A 20,516-nucleotide genomic window follows, 5' to 3' on the forward strand; every position below is an offset into this window, starting at 1 on the left:
GTGACGCCGCCGTGATTGGCAGCGTCCCGGATTGTTATTCCTTCAGTCAAATAATTCAACACAAGAAGAAACATGGATTCATTCGCAAAAGAAACGCTCCCTATCAGCCTTGAAGAGGAGATGCGCAGGTCTTATCTCGATTACGCCATGAGCGTGATTGTGGGTCGAGCCCTGCCAGATGTGCGCGACGGCTTGAAGCCTGTGCACCGCCGCGTGCTGTTTGCCATGCATGAGTTGAACAACGACTGGAACCGGGCTTACAAGAAGTCTGCCCGTATTGTGGGTGACGTGATCGGTAAGTACCACCCGCACGGCGACTCTGCGGTGTACGACACCATTGTGCGTATGGCGCAAGATTTTTCATTGCGTTACATGCTGGTCGATGGCCAGGGTAACTTTGGCTCAATCGATGGTGACAACGCGGCCGCGATGCGTTACACGGAAATTCGCCTGGCCAAGATTGCTCAGGAAATGTTGCTGGATATCGACAAAGAAACGGTTGATTTCGGCCCCAACTACGATGGCAGCGAGCGCGAGCCCAAGGTATTGCCCGCCCGCCTGCCCAATTTGCTGGTCAACGGTTCGTCGGGTATTGCGGTGGGTATGGCCACCAACATGCCCCCGCACAACCTGAAAGAAGTGGTAGCCGCCTGCCTTTATGCAATTGATGCGCCTGAATGCACGGTTGACGATTTGATCGAACTGATCCCGGCACCCGATTTCCCCACCGCAGGCATTATTTACGGCATTCAAGGTGTGCGCGAAGGCTACAGAACTGGCCGTGGGCGTGTGGTAATGCGTGCAAAAACGCACTTCGAGGACATGGATAAAGGCGGCCGTCAGTCCATCATCGTGGATGAGTTGCCTTATCAGGTGAACAAGAAAACACTGCTTGAGCGCATTGCCGAGCTTGTGTCTGAAAAGAAAATTGAAGGTATTTCCGACATTCGCGACGAGTCGGACAAAGACGGTATTCGTGTTGTGATTGAGCTCAAGCGTGGCGAAGTCCCCGAAGTCATTCTGAACAATCTGTACAAGAACACCCAGCTTCAGGACACCTTCGGTATCAACATGGTTGCGTTGGTCGACGGTCAGCCGCGTTTGTTGAACCTGCGCGATCTGATTTTCTACTTCTTGCGCCATCGCCGCGAAGTAATTACCCGCCGAACTGTATTCGAGTTGCGCAAAGCCCGTGATCGCGGTCACGTGCTTGAAGGCTTGGCGGTGGCATTGGCCAATATTGACGAATTCATTGCCATCATCAAGGCTGCCCCCACGCCACCGGTTGCGAAAGCCGATCTGGTTGCGAAAAGCTGGGATTCCTCAATCGTGCGAGAAATGTTGGCGCGCACTGAGTTGGGCGATTCTGGCGGTATCAAAGCGTTCCGCCCCGAGGGTTTGCCGGCCCGTTTGGGCATACAAGACGACGGCTTGTATCGCCTGAGCGAAGTTCAAGCGCAGGAAATTCTGAATATGCGCTTGCAGCGCCTGACCGGTCTTGAGCAGGACAAAATACTGAACGAGTACAAGGAAGTGATTGATCAAATCGCTGACCTGCTCGATATTTTGTCAAAGCCAGAGCGTATCAGTCAAATTATCAAAGACGAATTGACATCGATTGGCAACGAGTTCGCTGACGAACGTCGTTCGATGATCGAGTTCAATGCCACGGAACTGGGCACTGAAGACTTGATCACGCCCCAGGACATGGTGGTTACGCTTTCTCATTCGGGCTACATCAAGAGCCAGCCATTGACTGAATACCGCGCTCAAAAACGCGGTGGACGGGGCAAGCAGGCCGCCACCACCAAGGAAGACGACTGGATTGATTACCTGTTCGTCGCCAATACCCACGACACCATTTTGTATTTTTCAAATGCAGGCCGTGTTTACTGGCTCAAGGTGTATGAAGTGCCGCAAGGTTCGCGCACTTCGCGCGGTCGCCCCATCGTCAACATGTTCCCCTTGGCTGAAGGTGAAAAAATCACTGCTGTACTGCCAGTGAAAAGTTTTGAAGAGGACGACAAATACGTATTCATGGCCACCAGCCTGGGAACAGTCAAAAAGTCCAAGTTAAGCGATTTTTCTCGCCCCATGAAGCGAGGAATCATTGCTGTAAACCTGGACGAAGGTGACTTCCTGATCGGCGCGGCCATGACCAATGGTACCAACGATGTCATGTTGTTCAGTGATTCGGGTAAAGCCGTTCGTTTTGATGAGAATGATGTGCGAGCCATGGGTCGAAATGCGCGCGGTGTTCGCGGCATGAATCTTGAAGAAGGACAAACTGTCATCGCGATGCTCGTTGCTGAAAATGAACAGCAATCTGTGCTCACAGCCACTGAGAATGGTTTCGGCAAACGGACCCCTGTTGCCGAATATACCCGTCACGGTCGAGGCACCAAAGGCATGATCGCGATTCAAACTTCCGAGCGCAATGGCAAGGTGGTTTCAGCCGTTTTGGTGAACCCAACCGATGAAATCATGCTGATTACCACGGGTGGTGTATTGGTGCGAACCCGTGTTTCAGAAATTCGCGAAATGGGCCGCGCTACACAGGGTGTAACCTTGATTAGCGTAGACGAGGGCACTTGGTTGTCTGGTTTGCAGCGGATCGTGGAGTCGGATGCCGAGGATCTTGGTGAGGTAGAGGAGGGCGACGCCCCCGAAGCGCCTGCCGCCACTGAAGAGTAAATAAACGGTTAATTGCACAGGGCAAGCATGTCTAGAGTTTGGAATTTTTCTGCAGGTCCGGCCGCTTTGCCTGAGTCGGTCTTGCGTCGGGCCGCTGAAGAAATGCTGGATTGGCAGGGCAAAGGTTTGTCGGTGATGGAGATGAGTCATCGCAGCCCTGAATACACCACTATTTTCGAAAAAACCCGCAATGACTTTCGCAAATTACTGAACGTGCCGCAGTCGCATGAAGTGCTGTTCATGCAGGGTGGGGCAGTTGGCATGAATGCGATCGTTCCCATGAATTTGCTTCAGGGATTTGAGCAGGCTGCCTTCGTGAACACTGGGGCCTGGTCCAAGAAAACCACCAAGGAATTTTCGAAATACGGCATTGCCCGTGTGGTGCTTGACAATGCAAATGCCTTGGCCGATGTTGCCGCAGCATGTTACGTGCCCGATTGCGCGTCCCTGCTTGACCGCGTGAATGGTCAGCAAATGGCCTACCTACATTATTGCGACAACGAAACCATTAGCGGTGTGGAATTCAACGGGCAAATTGAGGCATTGGCGGGTCAGTTTGATTGCCCGGTGGTGGCCGACATGTCCTCGAATATTCTGTCGAAAACGCTTGATGTGACCAAGTACGGATTGATCTATGGTGGCGCTCAGAAGAACGTGGGGCCTGCCGGGGTCACCATTGTGATTGTCGACAAAGCCCTGCTCGATCGTGCTTTGCCAATTTGCCCATCGGCATTCACATTTGACACCGTGGCCGAAAATGGCTCGATGTACAACACGCCGCCTACCTACTCCATTTACATCGCAGGTTTGGTGTTTGAGTGGTTGCTTGAGCAAGGTGGTGTGTCTTGGGCGCAAGCACAGGCACAGCAAAAAGCCAGTTTGCTATACGGCACCATTGACACAAGCAGTTTGTACAACTGCCCGGTTCGCGTTGAAGATCGGTCTCGCATGAATGTGCCATTTACTTTGGCAGATGAGTCATTGAACGGGAAATTTCTGAGTCTTGCTGCAGAGCGTGGTTTGGTACAGCTCAAGGGGCACAAGTCGGTCGGCGGCATGCGTGCTTCTATCTATAATGCAATGCCTCTTGAAGGGGTCAAGGTCTTGGTAGAGTTCATGCGCGAATTTGAGAAAACGGAGGCTTGATGAGCACGCCTGACATCAATGCGGAACTGTTGAAATTCCGTGATCAAATCGATGACATTGATCAACAAATGCTGGTGTTGCTGAACAAGCGCGCAAGCCTTGCCCAGTCGATTGGTCATGTGAAGGCAAAAACCGATGCCCCAGTGATGCGTCCGGAGCGAGAGGCGCAGGTACTCGACAAGTTGAATGCCAGCAACAAAGGTCCTCTGAATTCACAACACATCAATACCCTTTTCAAAGAAATCATGTCGACATGCCGCTCCCTTGAGCGTGAGGTGCATGTGGCGTTTCTGGGTCCCTTGGGCACCTACAGCGAACAGGCGGTGTGGTCATTCTTTGGGCACTGTGTTCAGGTTGAACCCGTGGAAACCATCGAAGAAGCCTTCCGGCAGTTGCAGGCACTACAAGTTGATTTTGCGGTGGTGCCTGTTGAAAATTCTACGGAAGGCTCAATTGCCCGCACGCTGGACGCACTCGTTGAATCAAGTGCCATGGTGTGTGGTGAAGTACAGCTGGCCATTCACCACCAGTTGTTGTGTCAAACCGGGTTGCTGGAAGGCATCGAGAAAATTTGTGCCCATCCGCAAGCCCTTGCGCAGTGCCGTGGTTGGCTTTCGCAGTATGCGCCGCATATTCAGCAAGAAACTGTGGGAAGCAATGGCGTTGCCGCGCAAATGGCCAGTGAAAATGCCAAGGTGGCTGCAATTGCAGGGCAGGCGGCGCGTGAGCGTTATGGCTTAAAGGCCTTTCAGGAACACATTCAGGACGACGCCCACAACACCACTCGTTTCCTGGTATTGGGCAATCAATTGACAGGACCCTCCGGGCAGGACAAAACAAGCCTGGTCGCCTCTGTGCCCAATCAACCGGGTGCTGTTTATAAAATGCTGGAACCATTTAACGCGGAAAATGTTTCCATGACCCGGCTTGAATCCCGGCCTGCTCGAAATGGGCGCTGGGAGTATTATTTCTTCATTGATCTTCAAGGTCATCAAACTGAGCCAGCCGTGGCAAAAGCCTTGGATCAGCTGAGGCAAAACGCATCTTTTCTGAAAGTGCTGGGTTCGTACCCAGCGGCACAACGCACTTAACGACGTAGCACCATGCAAAAACTGACCGAGCAAGCACCACAATTCATTCGCGCGATTGCACCTTACAAGGCGGGCAAACCTGTATCCGACGTCGTTCGCGAGTTGGGTCTTGACCCCAACACGGTTGTGAAGCTGGCCTCGAACGAAAATCCGTTGGGTCTTGGCGAAAAAGCCAAGGCCGCGATTGCGCTGGCTGCAGCTGATTTGGGTCGTTATCCGGATGCCAATGGATTTGCGCTGAAAGCCAGACTTGCAACGCGCCATGGTGTGAAGCCAGAGCAAATTACTTTGGGCAATGGTTCAAATGACGTACTTGAATTGGCGGCCAAGGCGTTTCTGACGCAGGGTACCAGCGCCGTGTTTTCGCAGTACGCATTTGCCGTGTATCCCTTGGCCACGCAGGGTTGCGGCGCGCAGTCCAAAGTAGTGCCTGCGGTGTGTTTTACCCATGATCTCGATGGATTCCTGAGCGCGATCGACGACCAAACACGTGTGGTGTTTATCGCCAACCCGAATAATCCCACAGGCACCTTCTTGCCGCAGCAAAAGCTCTTGGCATTTTTAGAGCAGGTTCCCGAGCATGTGTTGGTGGTGCTGGACGAAGCCTACAACGAATTCTTAAAGCCTGAAGACCAATACGACTCCACGCAGTGGGTTGCCCGATTCCCCAATTTGCTGGTGTCGCGCAGTTTTTCCAAAGCGTACGGCCTGGCCGGTTTGCGTGTTGGCTATGCGGTGTCCAGTGTCGAGGTGGCTGATTTGATGAACCGAGTGCGCCAGCCGTTCAATGTCAACTCCTTGGCGCTGGCTGCGGCTGAAGCCGCAATCGATGATCACGAGTTTCTTCGGAAAACCTATGAAGTAAACCTCAGGGGGCTGGAGCAGATAGAAAGTGGATTGAAATTTCTGGGTCTTGAGTTCGTACCTTCTTATGGCAACTTTGTGTTGTTCAAGGCTGGGAACACGCCCGATGCCGGCATGAAAGTGTTTGATGCATTGCAGCGTTTGGGCGTCATTGTTCGCCCGGTGAATGGCTATGGTTTGCCTGAGTGGCTACGGGTGTCCATTGGCCTGCCCCACGAAAACGAAGCCTTTTTGGTCGCCCTGCCCAAGGCGCTGGCCAGCCTACAGGCTCCGTAATGGTCAAAGGAACCAGTTTTAATCGCATGCTTGCAATCGGGGTGGGCCTGATAGGTGGCTCAATCTGTCTGGCGGCCAAGAAAAAAGGTTTGGCAGGTCATGTTCTGGGCTATTCGCGCAAACTTGAAACAGCGCATGAGGCGCTTCGCTTGGGCATTGTCGATGAATGCATAGCGGGTCCGGGCGATGCCAACGTACGAAATGTCGACGTGGTCGTGCTGTCAATTCCCGTTCGGCAATACAAGCAGGTGCTGACCCAATTTCTGCCTTCTCTGCCACCCAATTGCTTGATTTTTGATGCGGGTAGTACCAAGTCGGATGTGGCTGTCATGCTAGATGAGCTTGAGCCGCAGTTTCCAGGTTTGAAATCCCGGTTCGTGTTGGCCCATCCCATTGCGGGTGGCGAATCGCACGGGCCGGCCGCTGCAGTGTCCGATTTGTTTGAAGGGCGCAATTGCGTGCTGTGCCCCCTGCCACAAACCAACCCGGCTGGTTTGAAAAAAGTTGAAAACTTTTGGGCTGCGATTGGTGCCAAATTAAGCACCATGAATGCCATGGACCACGATGAAATGTTCGGTGCCGTCAGTCACCTGCCTCATTTGCTCGCTTTTAGTTATGTGGCCAGCGTATTGGGTCATCCCAAAGGTGCTGAGTTCATGAAAGAGGGGGGCGCGGGCTACCGGGACTTTACCCGGATTGCAGCAAGTTCACCCGAAATGTGGGCCGATATTTTTCAAAATAACAGCGCTGCTTTATTGAACATGCTCAGTGGTTTTGAGGCAAATATTTCAAGCCTTCGCGCAGCGATTGAAACCAATGATCGCGCGACGCTGGAGCGTATTTTGAGTCAGGCTTCGGAGTATCGAAGCCATTGGAAACAGAATTGATTCAGGCCAATTATTCAACAGGTATTTTGTTATGTCAGATCTGAATTTGATCGAATTTCACGCGAGCAGCACAGGGAACATGTCGGGCTTCGCCCGGGTACCTGGCGACAAATCGATTTCTCATCGTTCAATCATGATGGGGTCCATTGCTGAAGGCACCACAGAAGTGGAAGGCTTTCTGGAAGGCGAGGATGCCTTGGCCACCATGAACGCTTTTCGGGCTTTGGGAGTCAGCATTGACGGGCCTGACCACGGCAAGGTGAAAGTGCACGGTGTTGGAATGCACGGCTTGAAAGCCCCGCGCGAGGTACTTGATTGTGGAAACTCCGGTACATCAATGCGGCTGATGTCGGGTCTGCTGGCCGGGCAGGATTTTGACTGCATGCTGACTGGCGATTCAAGTTTGGGCAAACGCCCCATGAAGCGAGTGATCGATCCGCTGGTGCTGATGGGAGCTCGCATCGAGTCACAAGAAGGTGGGCGGCCACCCTTGCACATCCACGGGCGTACCACCTTGAAAGCCATTGACTACGAATTGCCCATGGCCTCGGCACAGGTGAAGTCTTGCGTGTTGCTGGCTGGTTTGTATGCCGATGGCACCACTACCGTCACCGAGCCTGCGGTAACCCGCGACCACACTGAGCGCATGTTGCGTGGCTTCGGTGTGGAGGTGATCACCGAAGGTTCCCGGGCCAGCTTGAAGGGTGGCCAAACATTGAAAGCCACAAAAATTGATGTGCCTTCCGACATTTCATCGGCTGCATTTTTCATGGTGGCGGCATCCATCGCGCCGCAAGCGGACATTACATTGAAACATGTGGGCTTGAACCCAACCCGCATCGGCGTAATTGATATTTTGAAGTTGATGGGCGCCAATATCGAGTTGAGCAATCATGCGGAAGTGGGTGGCGAGCCAGTGGCCGATGTACGCATTCGCAGCGCTGCCTTGAAGGGCATTGAAATTCCAGAGCACCTGGTGCCTTTGGCCATTGATGAGTTCCCTGTGTTGTTTGTCGCTGCGGCCAATGCCACTGGGCGTACCGTGTTGACTGGTGCCGAAGAATTGCGCGTGAAGGAATCTGATCGAATTGCCGTGATGGCACATGGTCTGCAAAAGTGCGGCATTGATGCAGAACCCACTGAGGACGGCATGATTATCCAGGGCTTGGGCCATTTGGACGGCTTGCGCTACAAAGCAACAAGTATCGAATCGCAAGGTGATCACCGCATTGCGATGTCATTCAGTGTCGCGGCCATTCGTGCCCACGGCACCATGGTTATTCATGGCGCGCAAACGGTAGACACCTCCTTCCCGGGCTTTGTTGCTTTGGCCAATTCATTGGGCATGAATGTCCAATCGGTTCGCAAAGGTTAAACCTCATGAGCATGTCAAACTGCCCGGTCATTGCCATTGACGGCCCAACCGCCTCGGGAAAGGGCACAGTGGCTGCGTTAGTGGCAGGCCGACTCGGCTATCACTATCTCGACAGCGGTGCAATTTATCGTGTGTTGGCTGTGGCGGTGGCGCAAACGGGTTTGAATCCAGACCTGTCTGAAGACTTAAAGCAGATCATTCCAATGGCTGCCAATTTACCGGTGCAATTTCAAGGGCAAAGCATCCTGCTCCAGGGTAACGATGTGTCGGAAGCCATTCGTACCGAAGAAGCGGGTGTCATGGCTTCTCGTTTGGCCGTGGTGCCTGAAATTCGTGCAGGCTTGCTGGCGCGTCAACGTGATTTTCGACAGAATCCCGGTTTGGTGGCGGATGGTCGCGACATGGGGTCTGTTGTTTTTCCCGACTCTGTATTGAAAGTGTTTCTGACAGCCAGCGCACAAGTCCGAGCCGAGCGGCGCGTGAAACAAATTGAAGGGCGAGGCCAGTCAGCTGACTTTCAGGCCATTTATAACGATCTGATGACCCGCGACAAACGCGACACCGAGCGGGCCGTTGCGCCACTCAAACCCTGCGAAGATGCCTTGGTGTTGGATTGTTCGAACATGCCAATTGATCAAGTGGTTGCGACCATCTTCACCTGGGCACAAGAACGCATTTAAACGCTTGATCAGCAAAGACTTTCTTGGTATAATCTCATCCCTTGTTTGCTTAACAGCGCCTGTTTTTTCAAGCAGGTCTTTGTGTGCTGAACAAGAAGCCGTGCTTTTCAATCCCGAATGGCACGTTTTTGAACTCCGCCTTGCTTCCCGCAATGGCGTGTTAAATCTCAAATTTATGACCACAACTGAAATTACCCAAGCCCCAGATAGCTTTGCAGCTATGTTTGAAGAAAGCCTGAATCGCAAAGAAATGCGCGCAGGCGAAGTGATCACAGCCGAAGTTGTTCGTGTTGATTACAACTACGTTGTTGTGAATGCCGGGCTGAAATCTGAAAGCTACATTCCCCTCGAAGAATTTAAAGACGACCACGGCAACATCGAAGTCAACGACGGTGACTTCATCTCCGTGGCCATCGAAGCGCTGGAAAACGGTTACGGCGAAACATTGCTGTCCCGCGACAAGGCCAAGCGTCTGTCCGCATGGCTGAGCCTGGAGCAAGCTCTGGAATCAGGCGAGCTGGTAACAGGTACCATCACCGGCAAGGTGAAGGGCGGCCTGACCGTGATGGTCAACAGCATTCGTGCTTTCCTGCCAGGTTCACTGGTAGATGTGCGCCCCGTGAAAGACACCACACCATTCGAAGGCAAGACCCTCGAATTCAAGGTGATCAAGCTGGATCGCAAGCGCAACAACGTTGTGTTGTCACGCCGTGCAGTGGTTGAAGCCACCATGGGTGAAGAGCGTGAAAAGCTCCTGTCCAACCTGCAGGAAGGTTCTGTAGTCAAGGGCATCGTCAAGAACATCACCGACTACGGCGCGTTCGTGGATCTGGGTGGTATCGACGGCCTGTTGCACATCACCGACCTGGCATGGCGTCGTGTACGTCACCCGTCAGAAGTGCTGACAGTTGGCGAAGAAATCGAAGCAAAAGTATTGAAGTTCGACCAGGAAAAGAACCGCGTGTCCTTGGGCGTGAAGCAGCTTGGCGAAGACCCATGGGTCGGTTTGTCACGTCGTTACCCAGCCGACACACGTTTGTTCGGAAAAGTAACCAACATTACTGACTACGGCGCATTTGTTGAAGTTGAGCAAGGCATTGAAGGTTTGGTACACGTTTCAGAAATGGACTGGACCAACAAGAACGTAGATCCCAAGAAAGTTGTTACTTTGGGCGACGAAGTTGAAGTCATGGTTCTGGAAATCGACGAAGAGCGTCGTCGTATCAGCCTGGGCATGAAGCAATGTGCGGCCAACCCTTGGGAAGAGTTCTCTACCAGCTTCAAGAAAGGCGACAAAGTATCTGGCGCAATCAAGTCAATCACTGACTTCGGCGTATTCATCGGCTTGCCTGGTGGTATCGATGGCTTGGTGCACCTGTCTGACCTGTCCTGGAACGAAACCGGCGAAGAAGCCGTGCGTCGTTTCAAGAAAGGTGACGAAGTTGAAGCCTTGGTATTGGCAATCGACACTGAGCGTGAGCGCATCAGCTTGGGTATCAAGCAGTTGTCGGGCGACCCCTTCACAGTGTTCGCATCATCCAATGACCGTGGCAGCATGGTCAACGGTACTGTTAAATCAGTAGACGCCAAAGGTGTTGTTGTCGACCTTGGCGATGACATCGAAGGCTACCTGCGTGCTTCCGAGATCTCCAACGACCGTGTTGAAGATGCTCGCAATGCATACAAGGAAGGCGACGCTGTAACAGCCATGGTAATCAACGTGGACCGCAAGGCCCGTTCGATCGCTTTGTCCATCAAGGCCAAAGACCAGGTTGATACCGATGAAGCCATGAAGAAAATCTCTGAAGAAAGCGCAGGCTCTGCTGGTACAACCAGCTTGGGCGCGTTGTTGAAAGCAAAGCTGGGTAACAACCAGTAATCAGTCTGTAGAAGTGGCGCTTCCCATTCGGGAAGCGCCTTTTTATTTCAAGAACAATGACAAAATCAGAACTCATCAATCAGCTGGTCAAGCGTTTCCCCAAGTTGCCTGTGCGCGACACGGACTTCGCTGTCAAAAGCATTCTCGATTCCATGACTCAAGCCTTGGCCGAAGGTCAGCGCATTGAGATTCGAGGGTTCGGCAGTTTCTCCCTGACTCGTCGCCCGCAGCGTGTGGGTCGCAATCCGAAGTCAGGAGAACAGGTGGTTGTGCCTGAAAAGCGCGTGCCACACTTTAAGCCCGGCAAAGAGCTACGCGAGCGAGTTGATTTATACTCCAAGAAAGAGAGTTAATTCGATCGTTCTTCGGTGAAGCCTGAGTTATCACGCCGATGAATGTATCGGTGTTGATCCAACTACAAACAGGGGACCACCTTGAAAATACTTGCCTGGGTAGTGCGACTTGCACTCTTCCTTGTTGTTCTCACCTTTTCAATCCGAAACACAGATTTAGTCACAGTGAAATGGTTGCCTGGTCTTGAAATTCAGGTGCAACTGGTTGTGGCATTGCTGATTGCACTGTTACTTGGTGCAGTGTTCGCGTGGATTTCACTTCTACCGTCCTGGTTAAAAGCCAAGCGTGCCGCATCTGTGGCCTCCAAAAATGCCGAACGTCTTGAGCGAGAGTTGAATCAACTTAAAGCGCAAGGCAACACGGCGGTTATCGTTGAAGAACCCATGCCCGCATTGCCAATAGGCCCAAGTCATGGAATTTGAAACTTGGTGGTTGGTACTCATTCCGCTGATTTTCAGTTTGGGGTGGATGGCGGCACGTCTGGAAAAACGTTCAGACGCATCAGTGCGTGGTCAATTGCCAGCATCCTATTTCAAAGGCGTTAATTTTCTGCTCAGCGAGCAGCCTGACAAGGCCATTGATGCGTTTCTGGAAGTGGCGGCGATTGATACCCACACCGTTGAATTGCACTTTGCGCTGGCCAATCTGTTTCGCAAAAAAGGTGAAATTGACCGCGCCATCCGGGTTCACCAGTTTTTGACCACACGCGAGCAAATCACCTCCTCAGACCGGGAAAAGGCCACCTATGAGCTGGGTGTTGATTTCCTCAGGGCCGGTATTCTTGATCGCGCCGAGCAGGCCTTTCACAGTTTGTCGAATTCCCACATGAAAGCCGAAGCGTCTCGCCAGCTGCTGGAGTTATACGAGCTGGAAAAGGCGTGGGACAAGGCCATTGCGCAGGCCCACAAACTTCGAGAGTACGGTGCCGATGTGCCAGCGGGCGACATTGCGCACTTTTACTGCGAACTTGCTGCCCAGTTGATTGATGAGGGTGATTTGCCCAAAGCCAAGGCTGAGCTGCAAAACGCATTGCTAACGGATGCGCAAAACGTACGTGCGTCCCTGTTGTTGGGTGAAATTTACTTCACGCAGAATCAGTTTGAAGATGCGATTGGCCAGTGGCGCGCCGCTGAGCGTCAAAATCCCTGGTATCTACCCTTGGTTGGGCCGAATATGTGGGCCGCATTCAAGAAACTTGAGCGTGAGGAAGAGGGTATTGCAGCCTTGCTGGAATACTGCACCATGTATCCTTCGATTGATTTGTTGCTGGTGCTGGCGCAAGCTGTTGAAGAAACGAAGGGGCCTTTTGCGGCGTTCGAATTGTTGCGTGAGCAAGTGCGTGCCCGCCCCAGTTTGCTGGGTTTGGACAAGTTGCTGGAACATCAGCTGCGCGGCAAGCTCGACGACGATCGAATGCAGGATCTTCGCCTGACGCGCGAGTTGATTTCAAAACATACGCAGCGCCTGGAGCGTTATCGTTGTCAGTCTTGTGGTTTTCAGGCCAAGAAGTTTTATTGGCAATGCCCAGGTTGCGCCAATTGGGATTCGATTGTGCCGCGCCGTGCTGAAGAACTTGATTTTTACCCGGTGTCTGCAAAAAAGGCTGCACACACCCAGGCTCATACCCATTAAAACAGGCTGAACAATGGTCGACAGGTCTCAATTTAAAGACGCTAAAATTCTCGTGGTCGGCGATGTCATGCTGGATCGCTATTGGTTTGGCGATGTAGAGCGCATTTCTCCAGAGGCACCCGTGCCCGTGGTTTTAGTGGGCACCAAAGATGAACGATTGGGTGGCGCGGCCAACGTGGCCATTAATGCCAGTTCATTGGGCGCGCAACTGTGTTTGATGGGTGTAGTTGGCAACGACGAACCTGGCCACACCGTTGAAGCTTTGCTTGAAAAAAGTGGCGTGCGTTCACGTTTGCTGAAAGATCCGAATTTTCCCACCACCGTTAAGCTGCGTGTGATCGCCCGCCAACAACAGCTGGTACGTATTGATTTCGAAGAGCGCCCTTCGCCTGAGCAATTGACGACGAAAATGGAGTTGTTTGAGCAGGAATACACCAATCACGATGTAATTCTGTTTTCAGACTATGGCAAAGGCAGCCTGGAGCATGTCGCAGAAATGATTGCTTTGTGTAAAAAGGCGGGCAAAACCACCTTGGTCGACCCCAAAGGGGACGACTACGGCAAGTATGCTGGTGCGTCGGTACTTACTCCAAATCGTTCGGAGTTCAAACAGGTCATGGGTAGCTGGAAAACCGAAGCCCAGTTGATTGAAAAGGCGCAAATTTTGCGTGAGCGTTTGAGTTTGGGGGCCTTGTTGTTGACACGCTCGGAAGAGGGTATGACGTTGTTCACTGCGGAGGGTAGTTTCCATGTGCCTGCCCAGGCCCGCGAGGTGTTTGATGTGTCGGGTGCCGGTGACACTGTAATTGCAACGCTGGCTTGTGCGGTTGGTTCGGGTATGAGTTTGCCAGACAGCGTGGCATTGGCCAACAAGGCCGGCGGTGTGGTGGTTGGCAAATTGGGTACTGCTGTGATATTGCCGGAAGAGCTAAATTAAAGGATTTGAGACGATGAAAGTGATTGTGACCGGTGCCGCCGGTTTGATCGGCAGCAATTTGGTAAAAGCGCTCAACGATCGAGGCATTACCGATGTGTTGGCTGTGGACAACCTGACCAAGGGCGACAAGTTTTTGAATCTGGTGGATTGTGAAATTTCCGATTACCTCGATAAAACTGATTTCCTGGCGCGAATTGAGCGCGGCGAATTTGGCAAGTTTGATGCGATTTTTCATGAAGGTGCTTGTTCCGACACCATGGAGCACAATGGCAACTACATGATGGCCAATAACTTTCGCTACACTCAGGCCCTGTTTGAGTGGGCGCAGCGCACTGGCACCCCATTCCTGTACGCATCCTCGGCCGCGGTTTACGGCGGCAGCACGGAATTTATCGAAAACCGTGAAGTTGAAAAGCCGCTGAATGTGTATGGATACTCCAAGTTCTTGTTCGACCAGGTGTTGCGCAGGCAAATGAATATTGGTCTGAAGGCGCCGGTATTTGGCTTTCGATATTTCAATGTGTACGGCGATCGTGAGCAGCACAAAGGCCGTATGGCTTCGGTGGCGTTTCACAACTTCAATCAATTTCGTGAGGGCGGCTCGGTTAAATTGTTTGGCCCTTACGGTGGTTACGAAGCGGGTTGCCAGCAGCGCGATTTCGTGTCGATCGAAGATGTCGTCAAGGTGAACATGTTCTTTTTCGAGCAGGCGAGCACTGCGCCTTCGGGTGTCTACAATTTAGGTACCGGGCGCGCACAAACCTTCAATGATGTGGCCTTGACCACATTGAACACTCTGCGAGAGAGTCAGGGCAGTGCTACTTTGAGTTTGAATGAAGCGGTGCAGGGCGGCTTTATTGAGTACATTGAGTTTCCGGATGCTTTGAAAGGCAAGTACCAAAGTTACACGCAAGCCGATTTGAGCAATTTGCGTGCAGCGGGTTACACAGGTAGTTTTTACAGCGTAGAAGCGGGTGTGGCGCGGTATGTTGGGCGTTTAATTAAAAAATATTTGAAACCATGAAACTAATGCGGAGAGGATGACACTTATTAATGTTGGTTGACTCGGCCTCTTGAACCGAGTCGCCTGTAAACCGTTGGGGTTCCCCCCGCGTTTTAAGGGTAGGCCAACTGCTTGTGGAATCGCATACTCCCCTTAGGGGCGAGCCTTGCGACCAAGCAAGTGTCTCTGTCTCCTCAAGCCCTGTTAAGCCCGCTTTTTAGCGGGCTTTTTTTTGGTATTGCCTATTCAGCTCACAATGCCACTGAAATACCACTGAAACACCATGGCCAGTGTGGCCATCAGGGCGGTCATTCCAAAGGCCAGCGACAGGGCGATCGATACCACCACAGCGCCTGTGGTTTGTTTAATGTCACTTTCATACTCTGGATTTAACTTCGCATTGAATTCTTCGTCTTTCATCAAGCCGTAGCGCATGGTGTCTATCCACCCGGCAAATGCGGACAATGGAAACGTCAGCATGTAAAGCCAGAAGCGTTTTTTTCCGGCGTAAATCCAGTGGCCTCCAATGGCGCCTGTAAGCAGGGCAAGCCAGCAGAACAAAAGCTTGGATTTAAAAGGTTCTTGAGGTGATGCATTCATTTTTTAAAACACTGCTTGTTAGATTGGATTACGCTGGCTATAATAGCGGGTTATCGGATTTCGTGTATCGAAATCCCAATGATTCATTCGTTTGCAGTGGCTTAGGTGTGTGCTGCAGGCACTAATTTAATAGAGGAAATTATGGTCGTCATTCGACTCGCACGTGGTGGTTCTAAAAAGCGCCCATTTTATAGCCTGGTGGCTGCTGATTCACGCAACCGTCGCGATGGCCGTTTCATCGAGCGTATCGGCTTTTACAACCCGGTAGCGCCTGCAGGTTCAGAAGGCCTGCGCATTGCCATGGATCGCTTGACCTACTGGAAAAGCGTTGGCGCACAGTGCTCTTCAACAGTAGAGCGCCTGGTTGGTGAATACAACGCCAAACAAGCCGCTTGAGTTTAGCCGCTTGAGCTAAGCTTTCTGAGTCAGGTACCTCTAAAACCGGTGTGTTCCGGGGTGCGGTTGAGTCAGAAAGCAGGTTGGTATACAAAGTCCGTGGATGATACGTTCGCGGACTTTTGTTTTTGGTTTTGCGAAGTACCCATTGTGGGCTGATGTTGTGACACTAAGGTTTGGACACTGAGCATGAACGTACCTGACGATTTGGTAGAACTGGGCAGAATTGGCGAGCCTTACGGCCTGAAGGGTTGGCTCAATGTGCTGCCTTCGTCTGAAGAGCCGGACGTATTGCTCAAGAGCAAGCAATGGTGGGTTTCACGCTTGCCAGTCACGGAAGGGGCCGCAATTCGTCGCGCAGCGCAACCGAAGTTCGAGGACTTGGTGTTTGAGCCATTTCGTGTCTTGCAAAGCAAGCCGCACTCCAGTCGCATTGTTGCGCACCTGGAAGGCATTGAACAGCCAGAACTTGCCGCTCAGTTCAAGGGACGTCGGGTTTATGTGTCGCGGTCTCGTTTTCCCACACCTGCTGAGGGTGAGTACTACTGGGTTGATTTGGTAGGTTGCACGGTAAGTAACTTGCAAAACAAGGTATTGGGCACGGTGGTGCAGGTGGTTGACCACGGTGCGCATCCAATTTTGTTGGTCAAGGGCGATGCTGAGCAGGAAATACTGGTTCCATTCGTGGCCGCGTATGTTTTGAATGTGGACACGCAGTCCAAGCAAATTCAAGCGGATTGGCAGGAAGATTACTGATGTCCGGCTCGCGCTTTGATGTCATTACCCTTTTTCCCGATCAATTTCCAAATCTGATCGAATTGGGTGTTGTTGGCAGGGCGCTGAAAAAACAGCTGTTCGAGCTGAATTGCTGGAATCCTCGTGATTTTACCGATGACCCTCACCGCACGGTTGATGACCGGCCCTATGGCGGTGGACCTGGCATGGTAATGCTGGCCGAGCCACTGGTGCGTTGTGTCAATGCCATTCGTGCAGACCGCGGTGATCAGGCGCCTGTGGTGTTTTTAACCCCCCACGGTCCTTTGTTGAAGCAGGCCACTATCCGGGCTTTGAGCGATCAGGGTTTGGGTGCAATTTTACTGTGTGGTCGCTACGAGGGCGTAGACCAGCGGTTTATTGACGAGTATGTGGATCAAACCTATTGCTTGGGTGATTTCGTACTTTCAGGTGGCGAGCTGGCGGTGGCCTGCTTTGTGGATGCCTGGGTACGCCTGCTTCCCGACGTGTTGAATCACGCCTTGTCTGCCACGCAAGATTCATTTGAGTCGGGTTTGCTGGATTGTCCGCACTACACCCGACCGGAAGTTTTTGAAAATAAAGCAGTTCCAGACGTGCTTTTGTCTGGAAATCATGCGAAAATAGAGAGTTGGCGTTTTGAGCAAGCGAAAGCTTATACAGAACGCTTTCGACCGGAGTTGCTAGAGGCTCTTGCTCCTGATTCATGTAGTCAAGCAGGGAAAGCTGGCAAAAAGGTCTAGGTTGGTGGCTGCTTTGCACAATGTCGAATTGGCAGGCATACACCTTTTAATTTTTTCATCCTCTGGCGGTGCACTCTCAATTAATTGAGTCAATAAAGCCCGTGAATGATGACTTGGAGCTATCAATGAATTTGATTCAACAACTTGAGCAAGAAGAAATTGCTCGTTTGGGTAAAGAGATCCCTGCGTTCGCCCCCGGCGACACAGTGATCGTGAGTGTTCGTGTAATCGAAGGCACACGTTCACGTTTGCAAGCGTACGAAGGCGTAGTAATTGCTCGTCGCAATCGTGGTTTGAATTCCTCTTTCATCGTTCGCAAGATTTCCTCTGGCGAAGGTGTTGAGCGTACATTCCAGCTGTACTCACCCTCGATTGAAAAGATCGAAGTTAAGCGTCGTGGTGATGTTCGCCGCGCTAAGCTGTACTACCTGCGCGATCGTTCAGGCAAGTCTGCACGTATTAAGGAAAAGTTGCCTAACCGCGTGAACAAGCAAGCTGCTAAATAAGCGATTTGCAGTTCACCAAGGCGTTATGCCCGGGTAGCACCAAAAAGCCAGTTCCCCGTGAACTGGCTTTTTTGTTTTCAACTCATTTTCAGCTTAGCCACCAGGGTGTTTCTTCAATCCACCGTTGAATATGCCGGCGAGTATTGTCCGCATTCCTGGGCATTTGTTGAGCCAGGGTTCTCGCCAATTCCAGTAAGTCTTTGTCCACCAGTGGGTCGGCGTAACGCATCATGGGTAAACCAGATTGCCGCTTGCCCAGCAATTCACCAGGCCCCCGGATTTCAAGGTCTTTTTCAGCCAGATAAAAACCATCATCGCTTTCGTGCATGGCTTTCAAGCGTAATTTTGACGTATTCGACAATGGCCCGCCGTACAGCAGCACGCACACACTTTGCACGCTACCCCGGCCAACACGGCCCCGCAGCTGGTGAAGTTGTGCCAGCCCAAAACGTTCGGCTTGATCAATGACCATCAAGCTTGCATTGCCCACATCAACGCCCACTTCGATCACGGTAGTGGATACCAGCAGATCGATTTCACCGGCTGCAAAGGCTGCCATGGTGGTCTGTTTGAGTTTGTTGTCCTGTTTGCCGTGAAGCAAGCCAATTTTACGGGTGGGCAGTTGTTCACACAGGTCGTTGTAGGTGGCCTGCGCGGCCTGCAGGTCGAGTGTTTCACTTTCTTCAATCAGAGGGCATACCCAGTACACCTGCTGCCCTTTGTTAATCTCGCCTTCAATCGCTGAAATAAGCTGATCCCGTTTTTTTTGGGACAGCAGTTTGGTGATGATGGGTTTTCGGCCTGGTGGTTTTTCGTCCAGATTCGAGACGGCGAGGTCTGACAAATAGGTTTGTGCCAGGGTGCGTGGAATTGGCGTGGCACTCATCATGAGTTGATGTGCCAAATGGCCATCGCTGGCTTTGGCGATGAGTGAGAGACGTTGGGCGACTCCGAAACGGTGCTGTTCATCCACCACAACCAAGGCCAGTGCTTTGAATTCAACGTTGTCCTGAACCAGGGCATGCGTACCAATAACAACATCGATTTCACCGGCTGCCAGCGCTTTCAGCGTGCGATCTTTCTCGCTTTTCTTCATGGCCCCTTGTAACTTTGCGCAACGCACGCCCACGGCATTAAACAAGGGGGTGAGCTTGTGGTGGTGCTGCGCAGCCAAAACCTCGGTGGGGGCCAGTATTGCAGCTTGCTTGCGGTTTTCTATGGCGCGCAGGCACGCCAGTGCCGCCACCAGTGTTTTTCCGCTCCCGACATCGCCTTGAAGCAAACGTTGCATTGGGTAGGGTTGGCGGAGATCGTCAAAAATTTCCTGGCTGGCGCGTTCTTGGGCACCTGTTAATTGAAATGGTAGTTGATTGATGAATTTTTGAACCAGTCCTGCTTTAGTTGGTTTCAACGGACTGGCTTTTTCTTGGGTGCGCTGTTGGCGATATTCTCGCAACAAAAGTTGCTGGGCCAGCATTTCATCCACCTTCACCCGGCTCCAGGCTGGGTGGGTGCGCAAGTTCAAGTCATAAAGTTCTTCAGGCTTGGCCTGGCCATGCAAGGTTTGCAAAGCGACGGGCCAGGGCAAGAGCTTGTACTTTTTGCACTGGGCCAAAGGTAGGGTGTCGATGAAGCAAGCTGCCGGCAGTTTTTTCATCCATCGGTGCCAATCGCCTTGCTTGAGTTGCCCCGTGCTGGGGTAGACCGGCTCCAGTACGGCATCGGCACTGGCTGCAGTTTGATTTGTCGAAATGTTGGGTTCGTCGAAGGCGCCCGGCGGCGCGATTTTCACCGTTGGGTGCACCATCTCGAAGGTGCCATAGCCTTGGCGAATTTGTCCGCTGATCTGAATTCGACTGCCCTCGCTGAGCTTTTGCTGGAGGCCGGGGTAAAAGTGGAGCCAGCGCAAAAGAAGCGTGGTGTCGCCGTCTTCAACCCAAACCCGAAGCTGTTTGCGTGGGTGGTATTGAACTTCAGTTCCCACGACGGTGGCGAGCAGGTTGACCTTCTGGCCCACCTGAAGAGAATCCATGGCGGTGATCGAGGCCTTGTCTTCGAAACGAAGAGGCAGGTGAAGCGCCAGCCCCATCCAGTGCGGTGCGGTGAGCAGTCCGCTGACTGCATCCGCGATGGCGAGGGGCAGCGGCAACAGCTCCTCGAAGTCTGGCTTTTGAATGGGGGCTGCTGCGCTCAAGGGCGTGGCTTGGGTGCGCGGTTACAGTGCCAGAATGGCTTCGACTTCAAAACGTGCACCTTTGGGCAGGCTGGCTACACCCACTGTGGAACGGGCTGGGAAGGGAGCCGACACATATTCCTGCATGATGGCGTTCACCTGCGCGAATTCGCTTAAGTCGGTTAGAAACAAGGTGAATTTCACAACATTGGCAAGACTTCCACCAGCTTCTTCGGCCACTGCTTTCAAATTGGTGAAGGCTTGGCGAGCCTGTTCTTCAGTGCCAGGGCCCACCAGGTCGCCGGTGGCTGGGTTCAGGCCGATCTGGCCTGATGTAAAAACCAGGTTGCCCAGTTTGATGGCTTGGCTGTAGGGCCCGATTGCTGCTGGGGCTTTGGAGGTAGATACAACGGTGGCTTGTGTCATGTTCAGAATTGGAGAGTGTTTGGGTAAAGGAATCTAAATGCGTTCATTTGCAATGATAACGCCGAGCGGTGCATTGTGTTGCCCTTGGGGACGGTATACCA

20 protein-coding genes are annotated in these 20,516 nt (G+C 52.3%); 17 read left to right on the plus strand and 3 right to left on the minus strand.

What is annotated here, in order from left to right; all coding sequences use genetic code 11:
- Window positions 1-72 precede the first annotated feature (72 nt).
- The 13 genes from gyrA to rfaD all read left to right on the plus strand — a co-directional run bounded on the left by gyrA (window position 73) and on the right by rfaD (window position 14,839).
- Complete coding sequence (gyrA, locus tag FRIGORI9N_RS02885) at window positions 73-2,694, plus strand: DNA gyrase subunit A (protein ID WP_159568390.1); 2,622 nt, start codon at window positions 73-75, stop codon at window positions 2,692-2,694.
- 27 nt (window positions 2,695-2,721) lie between these two features.
- Entirely contained in the window at window positions 2,722-3,840 is a 1,119-nt protein-coding gene (gene serC / locus FRIGORI9N_RS02890; protein ID WP_159568391.1) for a 3-phosphoserine/phosphohydroxythreonine transaminase, read from the plus strand.
- A complete protein-coding gene (gene pheA / locus FRIGORI9N_RS02895) occupies window positions 3,840-4,931 on the plus strand; it encodes a prephenate dehydratase (RefSeq protein ID WP_159568392.1) in 1,092 nt (363 codons plus the stop codon). Before serC ends, pheA begins: the two co-directional genes overlap by 1 nt.
- Before the next feature lie 12 nt (window positions 4,932-4,943).
- Window positions 4,944-6,071 (plus strand): histidinol-phosphate transaminase, encoded by a 1,128-nt coding sequence (gene hisC / locus FRIGORI9N_RS02900; protein WP_159568393.1) that lies wholly within the window; start codon window positions 4,944-4,946, stop codon window positions 6,069-6,071.
- Window positions 6,072-6,097: 26 nt separating this feature from the next.
- On the plus strand, window positions 6,098-6,958 hold the full coding sequence (locus tag FRIGORI9N_RS02905; RefSeq protein WP_159568394.1) for a prephenate dehydrogenase/arogenate dehydrogenase family protein: 861 nt from the start codon (window positions 6,098-6,100) through the stop codon (window positions 6,956-6,958).
- A 31-nt stretch (window positions 6,959-6,989) separates the two neighbouring features.
- Entirely contained in the window at window positions 6,990-8,333 is a 1,344-nt protein-coding gene (gene aroA, locus FRIGORI9N_RS02910; RefSeq protein WP_159568395.1) for a 3-phosphoshikimate 1-carboxyvinyltransferase, read from the plus strand.
- 5 nt (window positions 8,334-8,338) lie between these two features.
- Window positions 8,339-9,013, plus strand: coding sequence for a (d)CMP kinase (gene cmk / locus FRIGORI9N_RS02915; protein WP_159568396.1), 675 nt, complete (start codon window positions 8,339-8,341; stop codon window positions 9,011-9,013).
- Window positions 9,014-9,188: 175 nt separating this feature from the next.
- The gene (gene rpsA, locus FRIGORI9N_RS02920; protein WP_159568397.1) at window positions 9,189-10,892 is read left to right on the plus strand and encodes a 30S ribosomal protein S1; all 1,704 of its coding nucleotides are present in this window, start codon (window positions 9,189-9,191) and stop codon (window positions 10,890-10,892) included.
- A 44-nt stretch (window positions 10,893-10,936) separates the two neighbouring features.
- Window positions 10,937-11,245 carry an integration host factor subunit beta gene (locus FRIGORI9N_RS02925; protein ID WP_255411449.1) on the plus strand — a complete coding sequence of 103 codons (309 nt, stop codon included), beginning with the start codon at window positions 10,937-10,939 and terminating at the stop codon, window positions 11,243-11,245.
- Window positions 11,246-11,347: 102 nt separating this feature from the next.
- Entirely contained in the window at window positions 11,348-11,668 is a 321-nt protein-coding gene (locus tag FRIGORI9N_RS02930) for a lipopolysaccharide assembly protein LapA domain-containing protein (protein WP_256366109.1), read from the plus strand.
- A complete protein-coding gene (lapB, locus tag FRIGORI9N_RS02935; protein WP_159568399.1) occupies window positions 11,658-12,878 on the plus strand; it encodes a lipopolysaccharide assembly protein LapB in 1,221 nt (406 codons plus the stop codon). Before FRIGORI9N_RS02930 ends, lapB begins: the two co-directional genes overlap by 11 nt.
- 13 nt (window positions 12,879-12,891) lie before the next feature.
- A complete protein-coding gene (gene rfaE1, locus FRIGORI9N_RS02940; protein ID WP_159568400.1) occupies window positions 12,892-13,815 on the plus strand; it encodes a D-glycero-beta-D-manno-heptose-7-phosphate kinase in 924 nt (307 codons plus the stop codon).
- 13 nt (window positions 13,816-13,828) lie between these two features.
- Entirely contained in the window at window positions 13,829-14,839 is a 1,011-nt protein-coding gene (gene rfaD, locus FRIGORI9N_RS02945) for an ADP-glyceromanno-heptose 6-epimerase (protein ID WP_159568401.1), read from the plus strand.
- A gap of 225 nt (window positions 14,840-15,064) precedes the next feature.
- On the opposite strand, the gene FRIGORI9N_RS02950 is transcribed toward rfaD, so the two are convergent.
- Complete coding sequence (locus tag FRIGORI9N_RS02950) at window positions 15,065-15,418, minus strand: hypothetical protein (RefSeq protein ID WP_159568402.1); 354 nt, start codon at window positions 15,416-15,418, stop codon at window positions 15,065-15,067.
- A gap of 141 nt (window positions 15,419-15,559) precedes the next feature.
- On the opposite strand from FRIGORI9N_RS02950, the gene rpsP reads away from it, so the two are divergent.
- From rpsP to rplS, 4 genes are all read left to right on the plus strand, one after another.
- Window positions 15,560-15,814, plus strand: a complete 255-nt coding sequence (gene rpsP, locus FRIGORI9N_RS02955) for a 30S ribosomal protein S16 (RefSeq protein ID WP_105029926.1) — start codon at window positions 15,560-15,562, stop codon at window positions 15,812-15,814.
- A gap of 189 nt (window positions 15,815-16,003) precedes the next feature.
- Window positions 16,004-16,570: a ribosome maturation factor RimM gene (gene rimM / locus FRIGORI9N_RS02960; protein ID WP_159568403.1), complete on the plus strand. Its 567-nt coding sequence runs from the start codon at window positions 16,004-16,006 to the stop codon at window positions 16,568-16,570.
- Window positions 16,570-17,310: a tRNA (guanosine(37)-N1)-methyltransferase TrmD gene (trmD, locus tag FRIGORI9N_RS02965; RefSeq protein ID WP_159568404.1), complete on the plus strand. Its 741-nt coding sequence runs from the start codon at window positions 16,570-16,572 to the stop codon at window positions 17,308-17,310. The genes rimM and trmD overlap by 1 nt, the downstream gene beginning before the upstream one ends.
- Window positions 17,311-17,435: 125 nt before the next feature.
- Window positions 17,436-17,816 (plus strand): 50S ribosomal protein L19, encoded by a 381-nt coding sequence (gene rplS / locus FRIGORI9N_RS02970; protein WP_159568405.1) that lies wholly within the window; start codon window positions 17,436-17,438, stop codon window positions 17,814-17,816.
- 88 nt (window positions 17,817-17,904) lie between these two features.
- Here rplS and recG read toward each other — a convergent pair whose 3' ends face one another.
- Both recG and FRIGORI9N_RS02980 read right to left on the minus strand, forming a co-directional pair.
- A complete protein-coding gene (gene recG / locus FRIGORI9N_RS02975) occupies window positions 17,905-20,010 on the minus strand; it encodes an ATP-dependent DNA helicase RecG (RefSeq protein WP_201301397.1) in 2,106 nt (701 codons plus the stop codon).
- Window positions 20,011-20,031: 21 nt separating this feature from the next.
- On the minus strand, window positions 20,032-20,415 hold the full coding sequence (locus FRIGORI9N_RS02980; RefSeq protein ID WP_159568406.1) for a RidA family protein: 384 nt from the start codon (window positions 20,413-20,415) through the stop codon (window positions 20,032-20,034).
- Window positions 20,416-20,516 lie beyond the last annotated feature (101 nt).

It is taken from the genome of Limnobacter sp. 130 (genome assembly GCF_902506325.1).
GTDB lineage: Bacteria > Pseudomonadota > Gammaproteobacteria > Burkholderiales > Burkholderiaceae_B > Limnobacter.

Excerpts from the sequence above, each read along its gene's own strand:
- gyrA (WP_159568390.1), top strand. The coding sequence starts at position 73 with ATGGATTCATTCGCAAAAGAAACGCTCCCTATCAGCCTTGAAGAGGAG.
- serC (WP_159568391.1), top strand. The coding sequence starts at position 2,722 with ATGTCTAGAGTTTGGAATTTTTCTGCAGGTCCGGCCGCTTTGCCTGAG.
- pheA (WP_159568392.1), top strand. The coding sequence starts at position 3,840 with ATGAGCACGCCTGACATCAATGCGGAACTGTTGAAATTCCGTGATCAA.
- hisC (WP_159568393.1), top strand. The coding sequence starts at position 4,944 with ATGCAAAAACTGACCGAGCAAGCACCACAATTCATTCGCGCGATTGCA.
- FRIGORI9N_RS02905 (WP_159568394.1), top strand. The coding sequence starts at position 6,098 with ATGCTTGCAATCGGGGTGGGCCTGATAGGTGGCTCAATCTGTCTGGCG.
- aroA (WP_159568395.1), top strand. The coding sequence starts at position 6,990 with ATGTCAGATCTGAATTTGATCGAATTTCACGCGAGCAGCACAGGGAAC.
- cmk (WP_159568396.1), top strand. The coding sequence starts at position 8,339 with ATGAGCATGTCAAACTGCCCGGTCATTGCCATTGACGGCCCAACCGCC.
- rpsA (WP_159568397.1), top strand. The coding sequence starts at position 9,189 with ATGACCACAACTGAAATTACCCAAGCCCCAGATAGCTTTGCAGCTATG.
- lapB (WP_159568399.1), top strand. The coding sequence starts at position 11,658 with ATGGAATTTGAAACTTGGTGGTTGGTACTCATTCCGCTGATTTTCAGT.
- rfaE1 (WP_159568400.1), top strand. The coding sequence starts at position 12,892 with ATGGTCGACAGGTCTCAATTTAAAGACGCTAAAATTCTCGTGGTCGGC.
- rfaD (WP_159568401.1), top strand. The coding sequence starts at position 13,829 with ATGAAAGTGATTGTGACCGGTGCCGCCGGTTTGATCGGCAGCAATTTG.
- FRIGORI9N_RS02950 (WP_159568402.1), bottom strand. The coding sequence starts at position 15,418 with ATGAATGCATCACCTCAAGAACCTTTTAAATCCAAGCTTTTGTTCTGC.
- rpsP (WP_105029926.1), top strand. The coding sequence starts at position 15,560 with ATGGTCGTCATTCGACTCGCACGTGGTGGTTCTAAAAAGCGCCCATTT.
- rimM (WP_159568403.1), top strand. The coding sequence starts at position 16,004 with ATGAACGTACCTGACGATTTGGTAGAACTGGGCAGAATTGGCGAGCCT.
- trmD (WP_159568404.1), top strand. The coding sequence starts at position 16,570 with ATGTCCGGCTCGCGCTTTGATGTCATTACCCTTTTTCCCGATCAATTT.
- rplS (WP_159568405.1), top strand. The coding sequence starts at position 17,436 with ATGAATTTGATTCAACAACTTGAGCAAGAAGAAATTGCTCGTTTGGGT.
- FRIGORI9N_RS02980 (WP_159568406.1), bottom strand. The coding sequence starts at position 20,415 with ATGACACAAGCCACCGTTGTATCTACCTCCAAAGCCCCAGCAGCAATC.